We start from the raw sequence: 19,695 nt of genomic DNA on the forward strand, positions 1-19,695 counted from the left end.
GACCCGGACACCGACGTGATGCCGTTACGTACGAGATGTTCCGCGAGAGCGGGATTGGTCGACACCGCCTGCCCGCACAGGGAGGTGGTGAGGCCCGCGCGGGTGGCACGCTCGATGATGACGTCGATGGCGTCGAGCACGGCGGGGTCCATGGTGTCGAACAGATCCCGGCAGATCTCGGAATCCCGATCGACTCCGAGAACGAGCTGAGTGAGGCCGCCAGTACCGAAGCTGCACGACCACGCTGAAGCGGTACCCCGCCGTGTCGAAGTGGTGTCCCGGCCCCGGGAGCCCTTCGGTTCCAGTGCGGTGGGAAGGACCTGACCGCTTCCGGTGTCAGGGGTGTTCCCTGTACAGCGCGGCGCCGGCGGTGACCCCCGCACCCACGGCGATGATCAGGACTCGATTCCCGGCCGGGATGCCACCCGTCCGGCGGTCCAGGGCTGCCACGAGGGACGCGGTATGCATCCGTTCGTCATCCGCGACCACGATCCGCGGCACGGGGACGCCCAGGTGCTCGGCGAGCGTCGCGCGGAACTTCCGCCGGGCGGGAGCGGCCACGATCAAATCGACATCGGCGAGGTCGAGGGAGGATGCCTCCAGGCATTCCCGCGCCGCCTGCGCTCCGGCGGTCGCGAATCGCTCGTCCATCGAATCCGACTCCCGGAACCGCAGTACGTTCCGGGAATCCTCGAGTCCGACGGTGGCACAGAAGCTTTCACCGGCATCGGAGCAATTCACCCAATGGACGGGCCCCAGGCCGAATTCGTCGTCGGTCCAGCGGCAGAGGATGGCTCCACCCGTCGGCGCAAACGGAAAGTGCTCGCTCATCCCACGTCCGGGATCGGCATCACTGGCAACCACCAGCGCCCAGTCGATCGTGTGCGACCGCAGGAATCCGTCGACGATCTGCAGACCGTTGAGAGCCCCACAGGATCCGTTTGCGACATCGAAGGAAAAGGTCCCGTGCGTGTCGTCGTGGGGGTCCTCCGGGTGGGCACCGATATCTTCCTGGATGAGCGCCGCGAGGGCGGGCTCTCCCAGATTCCGGTCGCGGTACAACCCGACGTTGACGAGCAGGTCCAGGTCATCGGCATTCCGACCGGCCCGTTCGAGGCAGGTCTGGGCGGCCGACACCGCGAGATGCAATGCACTGTGGCGGGTACGCCAGCCGCCTCGTGTGACGTCGAGCCGATCAATGACTGTGCCCATAGCGTGCCACCAATTCCTCGTCCAGGGTCAACAGAACGACGCCGATCTCCAAACCCGATGCGAGGGCGATCAACGCCACGGTCTCACCCGCTTGGATGCGGCCTGCTTCGAGTTCCTCGACGAGCGCGACGGTGTGGGTCGTCGAGGCCGTATTTCCGTAGCGGTCGACGGTGATGACCGCGTCGTGCCGTGGAGAATCGCCCAGCGTGGCGGTCACCTCGGCCATCCCTTTGCGGATCGCCCGCGCCGAGGTTTGGTGTGTGATCACGTGATCGATGTCGTGGAGGGAGATCCCGGCGGCGTCGAGCACCTCGTGCAACAACAGCGGGGTGTCCGCGATCGCTGCCCGCTGGATCCCCCGCGAGTTGGTAAACATCCGGGCGCCGGGGTCGCCGCCCTTCGGGTACGCGAGACAGAGCCGACTGTAGTCGGCGACGGTGGTGAATCCGGCCAAACCGATCCCGGCCGATCCGGCAGGGGCACGTTCGAGGAGCAGCGCGGCCCCGGCGTCCCCGAGCGTGAGGCACGCAAGCTCCTTGCTCATGATGTTCCGGATGTGCTGGGCAGCATTCTGTCCGAGCTGCGAAATGTACTCACCACTGACGACAAGTGCCCGTTCGACGATTCCCTGACGGATCCAGTTGTTCATCACCGTCACACCGGTCAACATGCCGGCGCACGCGTTCGAGAGATCGAAGGTCATCGCCCCCGGCGCGCCGATCGCCTGGGCGACCGCACTACTCATCGTCGGTTCCAGCCATTGGGTGAGACCGCCGTGAAACTTGGTGATGCTGCAACTGACCACCACATCGATCGACCCGGCGTCCCGGTTCGACCGTTCCAGGCAATCCAGTGCCGCCGAGATCGCCAGTGTGTAGGAGTCCTCGTCCCCCACCGACACCCGGCGCTCGCGGATCCCGGTGAGCCGCTCGAGGTCGATGTGAGTCGAGTGCCGGGTGGTCGACATCAGGTCCGTGGTCGTGAGATGTGTCGTGGGTAGATGCCGTCCGGCCCCGGCGAGACGAGTAGCGAACGGCATTCGCAGGTCGTCGTTCTCGGTCTCCATGACCAGCCAACGCTTGACCATTCTCTTCACCTCCGTGCTCACTCCACGATCGCGCACCGGCGATCTCGTCACCAGGGCATTTGGACCCTTCCGGGGGATCGTTCGAGGAATGCGACGAGGTGAGGCCCTAGGACCCTTGTCCCGTGATGGTGGCACGCCGACGCTGGTGGACGAGGAGAGGAGCCGTCATGCAGGCACAATATCTCGACGCCGGAGATCTGCGATGGCCATGGGTCGCGGCCGCCGCCTTCGTGGGCTTCGCGGCGTTGTCGGTGACGTCTCCCCTCACCGTCCTCGGGGGCGCAGCAGCGGTCGTCTTCATCGGACTCGGCGTCTTCCGTAATCCGCATCATCGGGTCGTCGGCGCCGCGATCGTGTCGGTCGGTGTCGGACTGATGGTCCCGGGTTTGCCCGCCCTGCTTCTCCACGGTGTGAACTCGCTGTGAGCGGCCGCTCCGCGATTTGGAGACTGTGTGCCCTGTCGAGACGGTCACGCGGCGGTGGCACATTCTCTACGTGGCCGGCACGACCGAACAGAGACGAGGAATCGACATGCAGACTGATTCACCGATAGTCGTGGGTGTGGACGGATCGGCGCAATCGCTCGACGCCGTGCGCTGGGCCGCCGATGCGGCCGTCCACCATCGAGTCCCGCTACTTCTGGTGTCCTCCCTCCTGACGGCGCCCGGTACGTTCGGCGACGCCGTCAACCTCTCCGCAGGTGTGTTCAGCGGCGTGGAATATGCGGGCACTCAGCGTCTCGCCACGGCCGCCGAACTCGCCCGGCGGAGCGTGCCCGGCAACCACCTCACCCTCCGGACGTCGCTGCGTCACGGCTCGGCCGTGCGGGCCCTACTCGACGCCGCCGAGTCGGCTCGCATGCTGGTCGTCGGTTCGCGTGGCCTCGGAGAGTTCACCGGCGGACTGGTCGGATCGGTCAGCTCCGCAGCAGCCAGTCATGCAGCGTGCCCGGTGGCGGTGATCCGCGGAATGCCAGAAATGGACGCGCCGCCATTGGACGGCCCGGTGGTGGTCGGTGTCGCCATTGCACCAGCCGATCTCAGCGACAACGAACTTCCTTGGTCGGCAATCGAAACCGCCGAACGGGCGGTCCTGTCGGAGAGCCTCGCCGGATGGAAGGACAAGTATCCGGACGTGTCCGTCCGCAAAGTTGTCGTCCGAGATCGACCGGTTCACCACTTGCTTCAGCAATCTCAGGGAGCGCAGTTGGTGGTGACCGGCAGCCATGGGCGGGGTGGTTTCACCTCGTTGCTGCTCGGTTCGACGAGTCGGGCGCTCCTCCACGCGCTCACCTGCCCGCTGCTGATCGTGCGCCGGTGACGAGACGAGACGCCTCCACCGCCGTCCCGGCCGGGCGGACCGTGATGAGTCCCCTCCTGAGGATCGGCCGCGCACTGGGGGCGTTCGGGTTCGTCGTCGTTGCAGGCACGCTCGGGTATGTCGTCCTGGGCTTCGGTATTCTGGATGCGCTGTACCAAACCGTGACGACGATCAGCACGGTCGGGTTTCGTGAGGTCCACCCACTCGGTGCGGTGGGCCAGATCTTCACGATCCTGCTCATACTGGCAGGTGTCGGTACGGCGCTATACACCTTCGGGGTAATCCTCGAAGCACTCATCGAAGGACATCTACGTCAGCACATGGAGCGTCGGCGAATGGACAGACACATCAGCAGGACGACCGGGCACACGATCATCTGTGGTTTCGGCCGGGTCGGACGGGCCGGAGTGCAGTACCTGGCCACGCTCGGGATGCCGGTCGTCGTCGTCGACCGAGATCCGGAGCGCCTCGCCGACCTCGACGTCCCGACAATAGTCGGGGATGTCACCGACGACCAGGTTCTCGAAGCGGCGGGAATCGGCCGTGCCCACGCCCTGATCACGGCGCTCGACACCGACGCGGACAATGTCTACGTCACACTCTCGAGCCGTGCGTTGCGGCCGGATCTGATCATCATTGCCCGCGCCCGCAACGATGGTTCGACGTCCAAGTTGATTCGGGCGGGAGCAAACCGCGTCGTCAACCCTCAACTCATCGGGGGGCGCCGGATGGGTGCCTTCGCACTCCAGCCACATGTCGCCGAGTTCTTGGACGTCGTGATGCACGACGAGACACTGGACTACCGGATCGAGGAGGTCGAGGTCTCGGCTGGTTCGCCGCTGGCCGGGCGGACGCTGGCGGAAGCGGCCCTCGCGGCGGCCACCGGCTCGCTGTTGATGGCGTTGCGGTCGCCGACGGGACAGTTCGTCGCCAATCCCCCGCCGGAGCGACGTCTGGACCCGGGCACGATTCTCATTGCACTCGGAACTGCGCCGCAGCTCGACGCGCTTCGGCGCGAGGTCAAGCAGAGGGAGGGAATCGAGTCGTCCTGAACGATTCTCGCGCCCTCACCGTGCCTCGTCCGGGGTACGGCGAGCCCACCGGAAATACGCGATCGGCCCGACGAAATTCACCGCGATCACGGCAGCCCAAATAGTTCGGCTCCCCCTGATCTCGCGGGGATCACGCTTCGCCAGATCTGCCCAGGCCGCCACGGCCAGCCCCACTTGCACCGCCGCCGCCACGACCAGCGCGGCGCGCTGCGGCGTTGTCAGACTCGACCACGTCACACGCCTCTTCCATGGACTCATCGATGCTCCTCCGATCTCACCTCCACCGGCACGGCACCGCGAGAGCAATGCCTCGGCGGCGCCGACCACTGGATCTAGGTCCGTCTTTCCGTGTCCCGGGTCGATTCGGCGGCAATGGTGCCTGCCCACGCGCACACGTCCGCCCAGTCCCGGGCGTCGCCGTAGTGCCCACCCATGAGCGTGAAGACGACTCGCCCGAATCCCGGCCAATCACCCGAGGCGATCGCCCCGGCGAAGAATCGGTGGTCGCGCACATCGGCCGCATCCCGCAGCAATTGCACCGCTCGCGGCTCCGGTGTCACGCGACGCAGAAAACGCGCCAGCCGCTTGGACAGGGTCGTGCTGGTGACGCCCACCGACGACACCGAGAACGCCCACACTCGCTTCCCTTCGAATTGCGACCGCAGGCGCTCGACCGCGTCGGAGGCCTCGGCGAGCCACTGCCCGTCATGGATCGCGCTTCCGAGAACGATCACGTCGTAGGAGTGCACGTGTGACACGTCCGCGGCCGCCCGCACATCGACTTCCTGCCCGAAACCTTCGATACACGACCCGAGTCTCTCGGCTATCCCGCGGGTCGAGCCCTTCGCTGTCGCGTACGCCACCAGTACTTTCATGGGCGGGGCCTTTCCGGAGAGGTGTCGGCACCGGAATCGTCTCCGCGCGAGTGTGGCCCGGGCTCATCTGGCTCGAATGGTCCCTGGTCGAGGCGGAACGGTGGGTACTCATCCCGCATCAGGGTGGCGTACGCCGCGACGCGAAACGCCCAGCGGTTGATGCCCATCACGAAGTCGAAAAGACCGTGTGGGTACCGTCCGGTGAAGAGAAGCGCAATTGCCGAAAAGGTCACCACGAGACCGAGCAGAGAACCGAGGAGCCACGGCTGCCCGTAGTGCGTACCGTCGGTGGCGAACGCTCCGGCACGCCAGCTCCCGAACCACCCTCCCGCGAGTAGCGCCAGGATCAGGTAGTGCGGGATCGCCAACAGCCACCACTTCACGAGCACCAGTCCGCGGGACAGCCGCACGGGGTAGTCGACGTCGAAGTCCGCGGGATAGTCGGTGCGTTTGAGGGTGAAGGGTGGGTAGCGGTCCGTCGCCAGGGCCGAGTAGGTATAGAACTGCACGCGCCACCACCACCGGAGAACTCCGACGCCGAAGTCGAAGAGGGCCCGCGGGTACCGCGCGGTGAACAGGATCGCGAATCCGGAAACCAGGGTGGTGACGACGAACGCGACCCCGAGGAAGAAGAGTACGAAGTAGTGCGGGATCGCCAGGAGCCATTTCACCAGCCACAGCCATCGCGACAGTGGTTCGTCGAGTTCGCCCACGAGACGAGTGGGATAGACGGTCCATGGAACCTGGGGGTGGGTGTCGTCGGCTGCGTCCCGTCCGACGGGATGCGGTTGCGGCGGACCGTGCCGACCCAGACCGATTGCTCCTGCCACGATCAACGGGATTCCGATGATCAGAAAGACGACTGCGCCGATCAGGACACTCAGAGCGAGCGGTCCGAGGAAAGCGAGGCGTGCCCCGGCCTGAATGTCGGCCGACACCCCGGGGGCGGCGTCGGCATTCATCACGACAGCCGTCCAGGCACCCTGCTGCAGCTCCCAGCGCACTTCTTGTGTGCCGGGACCCGATGAAAAGGTCGACCAGAACGACTGCGCCCCTGGTGCTTCCGCGGGCCGGGTTCCAGGAATCTGCCGATAGGTCGGTCGGAACGGATCGAAGTGCACGTCTGTCACCTCGGTGCGAGCAACGTCGGTGAAGTACTTGTCGACCTCGTCACGAAGGCCGATCCCGATGAAGATCTCCTGGCTGGGATCGGTCGCGGTGGCTCGCAGCAGTACCCGGCCGAGGTCCTCGGTGCTGAACCCTTCCGGCAAGTCGGCGCCCTCGAACAGATCGACCTTCTCCGATACCAGGGCACTTTCACTCGTCTCGAAGTGCTCACGCGGCGAGGTGAAGTGCCCACCGTCGCGTTGCATGAAGTAGGCCCACCCCAGAAACACCGCGGCAGTGAGCAGCGCGAACCCGGTCAGGGCGCTCAGACAGCCCAAGACGAGAACAGCCACTCTGCCGGTTCGCACAGGAAATTCCTCCCGGTCCGTGTCCCCGAAGTCTCAGTGTGGGTCCTGGCTCCATCGGCGCGTCAGGGTCATTGGTCACCACCTCGCCCGATGGTCGCGCGTGTTTGCGGCAACGAAAGAACGCGGACGAAAGGCCCTAGTACACCGGCCGGTGGATCAGCGACAGTTGAGCAGGACAGGAGCTGACATGCACCACGTCATAGAAGTGCACAGTCTTCACAAACACTTCGGTCACGTTCACGCACTGGACGGGTTGGATCTCACCGTCGACACCGGCGAGATCCACGGCTTCCTCGGGCCGAACGGTTCCGGAAAATCCACCACCATCCGTGTACTGCTCGGGATCCTGCGCGCCACGTCGGGTCAGGCCCGGATGCTCGGTCGCGATCCGTGGTCCGATGCAGTCGCGCTGCACCGTGAAGTGGCCTACGTGCCCGGCGATGTCACACTGTGGCCATCCTTGTCCGGTGGCGAAACGATCGACCTGCTGGCACGACTGCGCGGCGGACTCGACGAACAACGCCGCGGAGAACTCATCGATCGGTTCGATCTGGATCCGCGCAAGAAGGCGCGGAGCTGCTCCAAAGGTAACCGGCAGAAGGTAGCCCTGGTGTCGGCCCTCTCGTCACACGCCAGGGTTCTGCTCCTCGACGAACCCACCTCCGGTCTGGACCCATTGATGGAGCAAGTATTCCGCGAGTGCGCCCGCGAAGCGGTCGACCGCGGCGCCACCATCCTGTTGTCGAGCCACATCCTTTCCGAGGTCGAGGCGCTCTGCCATCGGGTGACGATCATCCGTGAAGGCAAGACAGTCGACAGCGGCGCCGTCGACTCGATGCGTCACCTCAGCCGCACGTCGATCACCGCCGAACTACTCGGCGACCCGGTCGACCTGCACCACATCCCCGGCGTCGCGGATATCGTGATCAACGGCAGCATGCTGCACTGTCAGGTCGACAGCGGAGTTTGCGGCGGCGACCGCCGCCAGTCCCGCCCAGATCGCCATGTACGGACCCATATTCAACCCCAGTCCCGGGGCGGTGGCGATCTGGAAAACCGGTGCGCTGTACACCGTGATCGCCGTCGCGGTGATCTTGACCGTGATCCGGCACACCCGGGCCGAGGAGGAATCCGGTCGCGCCGAGCTGATCGATTCGACCGCGGTCGGCCGGTACGCCGGACTGACCGCCGCGATCGTCGTGGCCGCGGGTGCGTCGATCGTGACGGGAACCGCATTCGGCGTCGTGTTGCGCATGTTCGACCTGCCGCTGGCCGGCTCGATCGGCTACGGAGCCGCCCTGGCCGCAAGCGGTCTCGTGTTCACCGGCGTAGCCGCCGTCGCCGCGCAGTTGACCACCTCCGCCCGCACGGCCCGCGGGTTCGCGCTGGGCGCACTCGGAGTGTTCTTTGCACTCCGCGCCGTCGGTGATGCCGGTTCCGGGGCATTGTCGTGGTGGTCGCCGCAGGGCTGGTCGTTGCAGCTGCGCCCGTTCGCCGAGGAGCGGTGGTGGGTTCTCCTGCTGCATGTGGCAGCGACCGCGGCGTCGACCGTCGCCGCCTACGTGCTGCTCCGCCGCCGCGATATCGGTGGCGGTCTCATCGCCGAACGCCCCGGCGACGAGACCGCCGGGCCTGCTCTCGCGGGGCCCGTCGGTCTGGCGTGGCGGATGCACCGCGGGACACTGCTCGCGTGGACCGTCGCCCTGCTCCTGTACGGACTGTTGTTCGGCAGCGCCGCTCACGGGCTCGGCATCCAACTCGGAGCCGGACGATCAACGACGTCCTCGCCCGCCTCGGCGGAAATGCAACCGTGGCAGACGTCTTCGTCGCCTTCGCGCTCACCATGCTGGGCATCGCCGCGTCGGCCTACGCGATCTCCGCCGCACTCCGGCTCCACTACGAGGAAGCCGCGCAACGCGGCGAGCCGGTGATCGCGGGAGCGGTCGGCCGCGTCCGGTGGGCACTGAGCCACCTGCTGTTCGCGGTGCTCGGCCCAGCCGTCGCGATCACCGTCGCCGGTGTTTCCGTCGGGGTGACGTACGGCGCGTCCGTCGGCGACATCGCGGGCAAGTTCCCCGCGACGGTGGCCGGCGCGCTGGTTCAGCTTCCCGCGATCTGGATATCGGCCGGAGTAACCGTGGCACTGTTCGGACTGCTGCCCCGCATCGCGCCTGCCGCATGGGCCGTCTATGTGACGTTCATCCTGATCTTCATGGTCGGCGCTCTCGCCGGCCTCCCGGCCTGGGTCCTCGACCTGGAACCATTCAGTCATCTTCCGAAACTGCCTGGAGAAGCATTCGACCCGGCACCGATCGTGTGGGAGTTGGTTTTCGCGGTCGCAATGATCACAGTGGGATTGATCGGTTTCCGCCGGCGCGACCGGAGGTGACCGATCCGGGTATCGAATCTCGCCGGCGAACACGGGCCGTCAGCTCAGCGCGGCCCGGACCACCAGTTCGAACGTCGGCCGCGGATCCGTCGTGTCGTGTCGGGCGATGCGATGCAGGATCAGGCCTTCTGCGCAGGCCATGACTGCGGTGGCGGCGGTCTGTGGATCCCGTGCTCCCAGCCGGTGGAATGCCGAGACGGCCGACGCCTCCATGGCCGCGCGCCCCCGTGCCAGCGCCTCCCGGAGAGTGGGGTCGTGGCTGGCTTCGAGGAACAGGACCAGCCGTGCGGCGGTGACGGTTCGGTTGGCGACGGTCGTGTAGTCGATCAGACCGCAGAGCGCGTCGACGAGGTCGTCTGCGGATGTCGGTGCCAGTACACCGACTTCGGCCATCTCGCGTTCCACGATCGCGTCGACGGTGCCGGAGAGCAGCGCCGCCCGGGTGCGGAAGTAATTGGACGTCGTCCCCTTCGGGAGGCCGGCGCGTTCGTCGACCCGGGCGTGGGTGAGTGATCGCAGTCCCTCGGTTCCGACCAGGTCGATCGCTGCGTCGAGCGCTGTCGTTCTCGTTGGCGTCACACGCTACTATAAACATAGTGACTTGGCACTATGATCGTAGTAGCGTGATGTCATGAGACACGAGGCCAGCGGACACGACAGAGTTTCCGGACCGAACGGCGAGCCGGACAACACCTTTCCCGCACTGGACGGTGTCCGGCACCGCTACCTCCGACTCCCCGGCCTGCGCATGCACGTGGCCGAGGCCGGTCACGGCGAACCCGTGGTGCTACTCCACGGCTTCCCCCAGAACTGGTGGGAGTGGCGCGGGGTCCTCCCCGGGCTGGCCGCGCATTACCGGGTGATCTGCCCGGATCTGCGCGGCGCCGGCTGGACCGACGCCCCGCCCACCGGATACACCCGCGAGCAGTTGCTCGCCGACGTCGTCGCGCTACTGGACGCGCTCGAACTCGACCGGGTCTGCCTGATCGCGCACGACTGGGGCGCTCTGCTCGGATACGAGCTGTGCCTGCGCGCGCCGCACCGTGTGCGGAAATACGTGAGTCTCGGTGTCCCCCACCCGTTCGTTCGGTTCGATCCACGGCTGCTGCTGACGATCGCACGGCACGGCTGGTTCGAACCCGTGATCGCCGCACCGTTCCTCGGTCCACGCCTGCTCGGACGGGGGCGTCAACGACTGACCTACCACCTGCTGCGGGGTTTCACCACGAACCGGAACACCTGTTCGGAGAACGACATCGAGATGTTCGCCGCCCAGCTGCGCGAACCTGCCCGCGCCGACGCAGCGTCCGCTCTCTACCGGTGCTTCATCATGCGTGAGGCCGCGCGGATCATGACCGGCGCGTACCGGAACAGTCGGCTCGGCACCCCCACCCGGGTGCTCATCGGCGCCGAAGACCCCATTGTGCGCCCGGAGTTCCTCGGCGGATTCGAGAAGCACACCGATGACTTCGGTGTCGAGGTCGTCGAGGGCGCCTCACACTTCCTCGTCGACGAGAGGCCGGAGGTAGTGCTCGAACGCGCTCTCGCATTCTTCGCGCCGCCGGGTCGGGGTCACGAGGCGGCGACGGGCACCTGACGGACCGGATCGATGCTCCCGGGACGCTCGACCTCGCCGAGGGCGAATCCCACGCCGCGCACGGTGTGGACGACGTACGGCGATCCCACGGCCACCAGTTTCCGTCGCAGGGAGCAGACGTAGGCATTGAGGACGTTCGTCTTCGATTCGACCGTCACACCCCACACCATGAGCATGAGGTCGCGGCGGGTGACGACCCGGTCGACATTCTGCGCGAGCACGGTGAAGAGGACGAATTCCGTCCTGGTCAGCGTGGTGCGGAGCCCGTCGTGGTCGGGTTCGTGAGGTTCCTCGCACAGGCAGACGTCCTGCGCGCCGTCGGGCGCCTGCGCGGGCACCTCAGGCTTCACCCGGCGGAGGATCGCGCGGAGCCGTGCGACGAGCTCGTCCGCCCCGACAGGCATCTCCATCACGTCGTCGGCGCCGGCCTCGAGGAGGTCGCTGCGCCGGTTGCCGGAACGGAACGTGCCGATCACCACAACGGCGAGCGCGAATCGCATCGCCTTCAACGCACGCACAGTGGTGTCGGCGTCGAGATGTGGTGATCGTGCGTCGACTATCACCACATCGGGGGGTTCGATCCGCGACCGCACCGGCTCCGCATATGTCCTCGTGACGAAGAACCCCGCGTCCCGGAGGCGCTCGACGAGGGATCTCTCGACATCCGCGTCGATCAGCAGGACGCGCGGACGGGCGATGGCCGAACTCGACACAGCGTTCATGCGGGTTCCTCCTGTTTTCGAGCCTCGCGTCGGGGTTCCTGCTAGATCAACCCGGGACTGAGATCAAGTTCCCACGCCGCAGTTGATGACGATATCGGGCGAATCTCCCCTATCGTTACCGAGAGACCGCTGCATCAGACGATCGGGAGGTCGTTGTATGTCCCAGCTCCAGCACCTCACACTGCACGGGGACGCCGTCGCATACCGGATGGAGGGTGAGGGCGAGACGCTGCTGCTCGTACACGGGATGGCGGGAAGTTCCGCGACGTGGCGTGCCGTTTTCCCGCAGTTGGCGCAGCGGTACCGGGTCCTGGCGCCGGACCTGCCCGGCCACGGCGATTCCGCCAAGCCGCGCGGCGACTACTCGCTGGGCGCGTTCGCCGCGTGGCTGCGCGACCTCCTGAACGAACTGGGCATCGAACGGGTGACCGTCATCGGTCAATCCCTCGGCGGTGGGGTGGCGATGCAGTTCAGCTATCAGCATCCCGAACTGTGTGACCGGCTGGTCCTCATCGGCAGCGGCGGACTGGGACCGGACGTGAACTGGACCCTGCGGTTGCTGGCGGCGCCGGGGTCCGAGTTCGTCCTGCCCTTGGTGGCGCCCACCGTGGTTCGTGACGCCGGAAACAAGGTCCGTGGCTGGCTGGCGGCGGCCGGGTTCCACTCGGTCCGCGGCGACGAGATGTGGAACGCCTACTCGTCGCTGTCCGATTCGGCCACCCGGCAGGCGTTTCTGCGGACGCTCCGCGCGGTCGTCGACCATCGGGGGCAGGCGGTGAGCGCGCTGAGCCGTCTGTACCTCAACGAAGGTCTCCCGACGCAACTGATCTGGGGCGATTCCGACGGCATCATCCCGGTCGCGCACGGATACGCGGCGCACGAGGCGATTCCCGGGAGCCGGCTCGCCGTCCTCGACGGTGTCGGGCACTATCCCCACCTCGAGGATCCCGCCGCGGTGGTCGAGATCATCGACGACTTCGTCTCCACGACGCCGGCGCGGACCTGAACGATCCGTTCCCGGCGGCGCTCGCGCGGCGTCCGGTGACCAGAATGTAGACGCTGACCAGCAGCACCCACGCCGGGAACGCCAACGTCGACCAGAGGCTGAAGTCGACGATCACCAGCAGCCCCAGGGCCAGCAAATACGTGGTCACGACGAGCCATCGCGGCATCAAGCCGGTCCGCAGCCAGATCGTCCCCAGCGAGATCATGAACACCGCGGCCATACGCAGCGCGTAGACGTGGTTGATCTGCAGCATGATCTCGCGGCCGAAATAGACGATCTCGTTCGCGGAGCTGCCCGAGTGACGGGCAATGGCGAGGACGCCTCCCGCCACCCCCATCGAGACGAAACCCATCGCGAGAAACAGCAATCCGCTGCCGAGGAACACCGTCGCGAAGAATCGGTCCTCGAGGTCGCCGAGCCGGTCGCGGATGACGCCGATGAACCAGAGGAACGCGATCCCCGCGAACGGAGCAAGCAGCAGGGCCGCCTTGATCCGCATCTCGCCGCTGCCCACCCAGGGGGTTTCGTCGAACGGGTCCGCCGGCAGCGCGGTCCGCAGGAGGACGAGGCTGGTGGCGAACAGCACGGCGAAGACGATCCCCGCGACGGCCGCCGAGCGTGGCGTTCTCAGCCGGCGGAGGTCCTGCGCGCGCTGCGTTTCGGCCATGAGTCGATCCTCGCTCGAGGAGCGTTCGGGATTCACCGATTCGCGTCAACCGGGGAACACCCGCCGGTCGGTTTCCCGCTGGGCGGAACGCCGCATGGCGTGCCGCATCCCCGAGAACTGTGATGTCAATTACACATTCACGAGACTTCGACCACCGAATGTGACCACCCACCCCTACCGCCCGGCTCGGGCCGCGCCGCAGTGCCGCGGCGCCGTCACGAGTCCCGTGCAGGTATTCGAAAGGACCCGATGATGGTCACCCATGCGACCACCGAGCGATGGACACCCCGCCTGATCTTCTCGCTCGCCTCGATCGTGTTGCTGCTGGAGATGCTCGCGGTCAGCTACATGATGATCTCGATCGCGTTGCCGCAGATCGTCACCCACTACCAGACGACGCAGGGCGCATGGCTGCTCACGGCGTTCCTGCTGGTGGGAGCGATCACCTGCCCGCTGATCGGCAAGCTCGCCGATACACACGGCAAACGGAGACTCCTGCTGACGGCCGTGGGCCTGTCGGCGCTCGGGTCGCTGATCTCGGCGATCGCACCGACGTACGCGGTGCTGATCGCCGGCCGCGCCCTCACCGGTCTGCTCGTGCCCTGCCTGTTCCTGAGCTATTCGCTCATCCGCGACGTCTTCCCCGCCCGGACGGTGGCGTTGGCGGTCAGCATCGCCACGAGCGGCATGGGACTCATCGCGATCCCCGCACCGTTCTTCACCGGCTGGCTGATCGACAATTTCGGCTTCCGGAGCATCTTCTGGTTCTTCGTGGCCGGTCTGGTGATTCTCGCCGTCCTGATCCGGGCGACGACCGCGGAATCGCCGGTGCGCCTGCGCGCCCGCATCGACCTGATCGGCGCGGCGCTCCTGGGAGCCGGACTCGCCGGCATCCTCGTCGGGGTGAGCTTCGGGCCCTCGTGGGGCTGGGCGTCGGGGTCGACGATCGGGTTCCTCGCCGGCGGTGTCGCCCTGCTGGTGGCGTGGACGGTGTCCGCACGACTGCTCGCGGACCCGCTGATCGACATCCGGTTCTTCGGTAAGCGGCCGGTGTTCCTGACGGCGCTCGGCGCGGGATTCTGCTACGGCACGTCCGCGGTGTTCACGATCATGCTCCCGATGATGTGCATGACCCCGGCGATCCTGGGGCTCGGCTACGGATTCGGCATCAGCGCAGAGGGATTCGCGATCTTCCAGGCGCCGCTGGGTGGCGCCGTGGTGATCGGCGGGCTGATCGTCGGAACCCTGGTCCCCCGGAACGTCCGCCCGCGGACCCTGATGGTCGTGGGCATGCTCGTGATGGCCGCCGCCTGCCTGCTCACGGCGATGGTCCACGATGACAAGGCACTCCTGATCGGCTTCGCCGCACTCCTCGGCGTGGGAATGGGCATGGGGTACGCCTCCGTCCCGAACCTGCTCATCGCCGCGGTGCCGCCGCAGTTGCAGGCGACGACGGCGAGCATGGTGGCGGTGTTCCAGAGCATCCTGCCCGCAATCCTCCCGGTGATCGTCTTCTCGGTGTTGAACTCGCACATCGCGACCGTCATGCAGGGTGCGGTCTTCTACACCGACACCGGCATCACGATCGCGTTCGTGATCGGTGCGATCTCGGCGCTGCTGGGCGCGGTCGTGGCCTTCGCGTTGCCCCGCCGGATTTCGCAACTGAGCGCGCCCGGTTCGGGGTCGGCGGCCGCGGCCGACACGGACGGGGCCGTCGTCCTCGCCCACTGAGCCGCCGGTCTCACACCGTCGTCGCCGCGACTCCCCCGTGGGGTCGCGGCGACGACGGCCCTCAGCGATTTCACAGCGCGCGTGTGTCACCATCAGCGGTCGTCCCGTCCCTGGGCTCGGTCGTTGTGAGGAGGCATTGATGCGGGTGCGATTACCCGGGCGGGTCGTCCCGCTGACCGAGGCGCAGCACGCCATTTGGTTCGCACAGCAGCTCACCCCCGAGATTCCCTACGTGATCGCCCAGTACGTGGACCTGCGTGGTCCGGTACGCCTGGACCTACTGACGGACGCGTCCGCACGAGCCGTCCACGAACTGGGATCGTTCACCGTGCGGGAGGTGGACGGCCGGCCCCACCAGGTTTTCGGCACCGGAACGTCGGAGCCGGTGCCGGTGGTCGACCTGCGGGACGAACCCGATCCGGTCGACGCGGCCGAACGGTGGATGCGGAAGGACTGCACCTCCCCCGTCGACATGTACGGCGAATCACTCGTCCTATCGACGATTCTGCAGGTGGGCGCCGAGCGCACCTACTGGTACTCGCGTGCCCACCACGTCGCGATGGACGGTTATGCGGCGATGATGTTGATGCGCCGCACCGCCGAACTGTACGTGGCGGGAATCGACGGCGACCGGCCTCCGGAGTTCCGGACGGTCGATCCTGGGCGGATCGCGGCGGACGACGCGGACTACCGGTCTTCGCCCCGCTTCGAACGCGACCGCGCCTACTGGCGGGCGCAGGTCCGCGACCTGCCCCCGATGGTCGGCCTCAGCGGACGACGTACCCCGAATCCCGGCGCCTCGGTGCTGGTGGCACGGGGCAGCGCGGACCGCAGCAGCGACCTCTTGCGTCCCACCGACGACGGGAACGCGCACAGCCCGACCGTGGTGGTGGTGGCGGCGTTCGCCGCGTATCTCGCCCGCATGACCGGCGCCGACGACGTGGTCCTGTCACTTCCGGTGTCCGCCAGGACATCTGCGCGGCTGCGCGGCGCCGGTGGTTCCGTGTCGAACGTCCTTCCCCTCCCCCTGCGCGGTGTCGGCACCGGCACGGTGCGGGAGGCGGTGCGGGCGGCCCGAACGGCCTTGACGGGGGCGCTCCGCCATCAGCGGTACCGCCGCGAGGACATCGGCAAGGACACCGCCTCTGCCGGAACGGGTCTCACCCACTTCGGTCCGGTCCTCAACGTGATGCTGTTCAAGCAGGAGATCACTCTCGGTCCGGTCAGCGGACGCGTGCAGGTGCTGACGACCGGTCCCACGGCCGACCTGGCCGTCAACATCTATCCGGGACCACCCGGCTCGGTTCCGCGCATCGACATCGAGGCGAATCCGGCGCTGTACGACGAGGACGAGGTCACCGGGCACCATCGACGATTCACCGTGTTCCTCGCGCGCTTCCATGCCGCCACCGGCACGGACCGCCTGGTCGCCGACCTCGACGTGTTCCACGACGCCGAACGGGAGGCGTTCACTCCGGCCTCCGGACTGCCGGATTCGGAACCTGTGACGCTGGATCGGATTCTCGCGGCGACCGTCGTTACCCGCCCCGACGCCGTCGCGGTCCGGGACCGAGCGCGGGTGGTGACCTACCGCGAACTCGACGAGGCCGCCGACCGGTGGGCGCGGGTGCTGACCGGGCACGGCGTCGAACCCGAGGACCTGGTGGCGGTGTCGATTCCGCGGTCGTACGAATCGGTGCTGGCGTTGTGGGCAGTAGTCAGGAGCGGCGCGGCGTACGTGCCCGTCGATCCGACCCACCCCACCGACCGGATCGCCTACACCCTCGGCGACTCCGGCGCGGCGCTGGGTCTCACCGTCCGCTCGGCGCGCGATAGCCTGCCCGGCACCATCCGCTGGCTGAGCCTCGACGACGGCGACGAGAATCCGCTGACCGCGGAACGCGGTAGCCCTGTGCGCATCGAGCACCCCGCCTACGTGATCTACACCTCCGGCTCCACCGGGGTCCCGAAAGGGGTCGTCGTCACGCACGACGGTCTCGCCAACCTCGTGCAGGAGATTCGGGACAAGTACGCGGTCACAGCACATTCGCGGGTCCTGCATTTCGCATCGCCCAGCTTCGACACCGCACTGGTCGAGGTGCTCGCGGCGTGCATCGGCGGCGCCACCCTGGTGATCGCACCGACCGACGTGTACGGCGGGGCGGAACTGCGAGAACTGCTGCGCGCCGAACGCATCACCCATCTGCTGTCGACGCCGTCCGCGCTGGCGACCGTGGCACCCGACGGGCTCGACTCCCTGGAGCTGGTCCTCGTCGGAGGCGAGGTGTGCCCGCAGGACCTCGCTGATCGGTGGGCGGTCGGCCGGACGATGCGGAATGCCTACGGGCCCACCGAAACCACGTGCAGCGTCACCCTCACCGACCCCCTCGACCCGGGCAGCCGGGTGACGATCGGGTCCCTGATGCGGGGCGTGCGGGCGACGGTCTGCGATCCGCTGCTGCGCCCCCTCCCGCCGGGGGCCGTCGGCGAGCTGTACCTCGGGACGCCGGCACTCGCCCGCGGATACCACCGGCAACCGGCACTGACCGCCACACGATTCGTCGCGGACCCGGCCGGCAAGCCGGGATCCCGCATGTTCCGCACCGGTGACCGGGTCCGGTGGACGAACGCGACCACCCTCGAATTCCTCGAACGCGCCGACGATCAGGTGAAGGTCCGCGGATTCCGCATCGAGCTCGGCGAAATCGACGCCGCGCTGCGCAGGAACCCGGACATCGACTTCGCCACCACGGTCGTGTACCGCAACCCGGCCGGAGACCCGGTCCTGGTCTCCTACATCGTGGTGCGGCGCGAGTCGCAGACCACGCCCGAGTCGGCGAGACGCGACCTCGCACGGTTCCTGCCGGACTACATGGTTCCCGCATCGATCACCGTGCTGGACGCGGTTCCCCTGACACCGACGAAGAAGCTGGACCGCGGCGCACTCCCCGCCCCCGCCTTCCGCACGACCACCACCCCTCGACGCGAACCGGACACGGTGACCGAGCGCACGGTCGCCGACGTGTTCGGCCGACTGCTCGGTGTCCCCGCCGTCGCGGCGGGCGATTCGTTCTTCGACCTCGGCGGAGACTCCTTGTCCGCCACGAGGGTGGTCGCGACATTGAACGCAGAACTCGACGCGACGCTCGGTGTGCGTGAGCTGTTCGAGACCCCGACCGTGTCGGCGCTCGCGGAGCGGATCGACGACAGGGACGCTTCCGGATCCGGCACGGTGCGCGCTCCGGGTATCGCCGCCACCGCCGTGCCCGACCGGGTGCCGCTGTCGCCGTCGCAGCAGTTCATCGACCGCACGGCCACCACCCCGCCGCTGTACAGCATTCCGTTCACGGTGCGGGTGGCGGGGGCGGTGGACGTCGACGCGCTGCGCTGCGCTGTGGCGGACGTCGTGGCGCGCCACGGTGCGTTACGCACCGTCTTCCCTGACTCGGCGTCGGGGCCGTATCAGCGTCTGCTGTCCGTCGACGATGCCCTACCGGATCTGGCGCCGATCCCCGCCGGACCCGACGACGTCGGCAACCGGGTGGATCGGGTGCTGGGGGCGCCGTTCGACGTGCGGACCGAACCCCCCTTGCGCGCACGGCTCTTCGCATTGGACGCACGCGATCACCTCCTCGCGTGCGTCCTCCACCACATCGCCGCGGACGGATGGTCGCTGGCGCTGGTCGCACGCGATCTCGTCTCCGCGTATGCGAGCCGGACCGCGGGCGCGCCCCCGGGCTGGGAGCCGCCCCGGGTGACCTACCCGCAGTACAGTGTGTGGCGTCGCGACATGCTGGGCACCGAGGATGATCCGGGAAGCGTCGCGTCGCGGCAACTCGCGTTCTGGACCCAGGAACTCTCGGGACTCCCCGGCGAGGTGGGGCTGCCCCTCGACCGACAGCGGCCGCAGAACTGGACGTACGGCGCGGGACGCGTCACGTTCCGGATCGACGAGACGGCACATGTCACGCTCGCGTCGCTTGCGCACCGACATCACGCCACGGTGTTCACCGCGCTGCGATCTGCGGTCGCGATCCTGCTCGCCCGGTTGAGCGGAGACACCGACATCGCCGTCGGCACCCCGGTCGCCGGTCGGAACGTCCCGGAATTGGACGACGTCGTCGGGATGTTCGTCAACACCGTCGTCCTGCGGACCCGGGTCGATCCCGGGGACACGCTCGCGGCGGTGATCCGAGATACCCATGACGTCGAACTGCGTGCCTTCGCGCACGCGGACCTGCAGTTCGAGCGACTCGTCGACCTGATCGACCCGCCCCGGTCGCCGTCGCTGCACCCGTTCTTCCAGGTCGCGATGTCGCTGAACAACTTCACCCCGGCGACCCTGGACGTCGCCGGCCTCCGTTTCGACATCACCCCGCGGCCCCTCGACGTGGCGAAATGCGATCTCCACTTTCATTTCACCGAGTGCCACGACTCCACCGGCAGGCCGGCCGGGATCGACGCCGAACTGGTGTACGCCACCGACCTCTTCGACGGGGCCACCGCGACGTCCTTCGTCGACGCTCTACTGGCCGTCGTCGGAGACGATCACGGTGGATGAG

General features: G+C 67.5%; 15 protein-coding genes and 3 pseudogenes. 9 read left to right on the top strand and 9 right to left on the bottom strand.

Annotated features, from left to right (window positions below):
• Positions 1-5: 5 nt before the first annotated feature.
• The 3 genes and pseudogenes from ACLIVD_RS18575 to ACLIVD_RS18585 all read right to left on the bottom strand — a co-directional run.
• Positions 6-233: pseudogene (locus ACLIVD_RS18575) on the bottom strand (putative PEP-binding protein); the annotation flags it as partial.
• A gap of 103 nt (positions 234-336) precedes the next feature.
• Entirely contained in the window at positions 337-1,212 is an 876-nt protein-coding gene (locus ACLIVD_RS18580; protein WP_283354816.1) for a 3-oxoacyl-ACP synthase III family protein, read from the bottom strand.
• Entirely contained in the window at positions 1,196-2,299 is a 1,104-nt protein-coding gene (locus ACLIVD_RS18585) for a 3-oxoacyl-ACP synthase III family protein (protein WP_283354815.1), read from the bottom strand. The genes ACLIVD_RS18580 and ACLIVD_RS18585 overlap by 17 nt, the downstream gene beginning before the upstream one ends.
• Before the next feature lie 167 nt (positions 2,300-2,466).
• Between ACLIVD_RS18585 and ACLIVD_RS18590 the strand changes: the two genes are divergently transcribed.
• From ACLIVD_RS18590 to ACLIVD_RS18600, 3 genes are all read left to right on the top strand, one after another.
• Entirely contained in the window at positions 2,467-2,724 is a 258-nt protein-coding gene (locus tag ACLIVD_RS18590; RefSeq protein ID WP_317567277.1) for a hypothetical protein, read from the top strand.
• A gap of 106 nt (positions 2,725-2,830) precedes the next feature.
• Positions 2,831-3,619: a universal stress protein gene (locus ACLIVD_RS18595; protein WP_477955470.1), complete on the top strand. Its 789-nt coding sequence runs from the start codon at positions 2,831-2,833 to the stop codon at positions 3,617-3,619.
• 44 nt (positions 3,620-3,663) lie between these two features.
• A complete protein-coding gene (locus ACLIVD_RS18600; RefSeq protein WP_477955477.1) occupies positions 3,664-4,671 on the top strand; it encodes a potassium channel family protein in 1,008 nt (335 codons plus the stop codon).
• 15 nt (positions 4,672-4,686) lie between these two features.
• On the opposite strand, the gene ACLIVD_RS18605 is transcribed toward ACLIVD_RS18600, so the two are convergent.
• The 3 genes from ACLIVD_RS18605 to ACLIVD_RS18615 form a co-directional block, all read right to left on the bottom strand.
• Positions 4,687-4,929: a PLDc N-terminal domain-containing protein gene (locus tag ACLIVD_RS18605; RefSeq protein WP_317567274.1), complete on the bottom strand. Its 243-nt coding sequence runs from the start codon at positions 4,927-4,929 to the stop codon at positions 4,687-4,689.
• Between the two features lie 74 nt (positions 4,930-5,003).
• Positions 5,004-5,546, bottom strand: coding sequence for a flavodoxin domain-containing protein (locus ACLIVD_RS18610; protein ID WP_283352821.1), 543 nt, complete (start codon positions 5,544-5,546; stop codon positions 5,004-5,006).
• The gene (locus ACLIVD_RS18615; protein WP_491930403.1) at positions 5,543-7,021 is read right to left on the bottom strand and encodes a DUF4389 domain-containing protein; all 1,479 of its coding nucleotides are present in this window, start codon (positions 7,019-7,021) and stop codon (positions 5,543-5,545) included. The genes ACLIVD_RS18610 and ACLIVD_RS18615 overlap by 4 nt, the downstream gene beginning before the upstream one ends.
• Positions 7,022-7,208: 187 nt before the next feature.
• Here ACLIVD_RS18615 and ACLIVD_RS18620 point away from each other — a divergent pair.
• Both ACLIVD_RS18620 and ACLIVD_RS18625 read left to right on the top strand, forming a co-directional pair.
• Positions 7,209-7,982, top strand: a pseudogene (locus ACLIVD_RS18620) (ABC transporter ATP-binding protein); the annotation flags it as partial.
• Positions 7,983-8,688: 706 nt separating this feature from the next.
• Positions 8,689-9,410, top strand: a pseudogene (locus tag ACLIVD_RS18625) (efflux permease Rv1217c-related protein).
• Positions 9,411-9,449: 39 nt separating this feature from the next.
• Here ACLIVD_RS18625 and ACLIVD_RS18630 read toward each other — a convergent pair.
• Positions 9,450-9,989 carry a TetR/AcrR family transcriptional regulator gene (locus ACLIVD_RS18630; protein ID WP_283332435.1) on the bottom strand — a complete coding sequence of 180 codons (540 nt, stop codon included), beginning with the start codon at positions 9,987-9,989 and terminating at the stop codon, positions 9,450-9,452.
• 52 nt (positions 9,990-10,041) lie between these two features.
• Between ACLIVD_RS18630 and ACLIVD_RS18635 the strand changes: the two genes are divergently transcribed.
• Positions 10,042-11,007, top strand: coding sequence for an alpha/beta fold hydrolase (locus ACLIVD_RS18635; RefSeq protein ID WP_491930404.1), 966 nt, complete (start codon positions 10,042-10,044; stop codon positions 11,005-11,007).
• On the opposite strand, the gene ACLIVD_RS18640 is transcribed toward ACLIVD_RS18635, so the two are convergent.
• Entirely contained in the window at positions 10,983-11,729 is a 747-nt protein-coding gene (locus ACLIVD_RS18640) for a response regulator transcription factor (RefSeq protein WP_491930405.1), read from the bottom strand. The genes ACLIVD_RS18635 and ACLIVD_RS18640 overlap by 25 nt on opposite strands.
• A 157-nt stretch (positions 11,730-11,886) precedes the next feature.
• Between ACLIVD_RS18640 and ACLIVD_RS18645 the strand changes: the two genes are divergently transcribed.
• Positions 11,887-12,735, top strand: a complete 849-nt coding sequence (locus ACLIVD_RS18645) for an alpha/beta fold hydrolase (RefSeq protein ID WP_105417417.1) — start codon at positions 11,887-11,889, stop codon at positions 12,733-12,735.
• Here ACLIVD_RS18645 and ACLIVD_RS18650 read toward each other — a convergent pair.
• A complete protein-coding gene (locus tag ACLIVD_RS18650) occupies positions 12,695-13,402 on the bottom strand; it encodes a hypothetical protein (protein ID WP_280783194.1) in 708 nt (235 codons plus the stop codon). The two genes, ACLIVD_RS18645 and ACLIVD_RS18650, sit on opposite strands and share 41 nt — an antisense overlap.
• Before the next feature lie 249 nt (positions 13,403-13,651).
• Here ACLIVD_RS18650 and ACLIVD_RS18655 point away from each other — a divergent pair, with 249 nt between their 5' ends.
• Positions 13,652-15,133 carry an MFS transporter gene (locus tag ACLIVD_RS18655; protein ID WP_283332438.1) on the top strand — a complete coding sequence of 494 codons (1,482 nt, stop codon included), beginning with the start codon at positions 13,652-13,654 and terminating at the stop codon, positions 15,131-15,133.
• A 139-nt stretch (positions 15,134-15,272) separates the two neighbouring features.
• Positions 15,273-19,694 carry an amino acid adenylation domain-containing protein gene (locus ACLIVD_RS18660; protein ID WP_491930406.1) on the top strand — a complete coding sequence of 1,474 codons (4,422 nt, stop codon included), beginning with the start codon at positions 15,273-15,275 and terminating at the stop codon, positions 19,692-19,694.
• Position 19,695 lies beyond the last annotated feature (1 nt).

This window comes from Rhodococcus sp. G6(2025) (genome assembly GCF_058628105.1).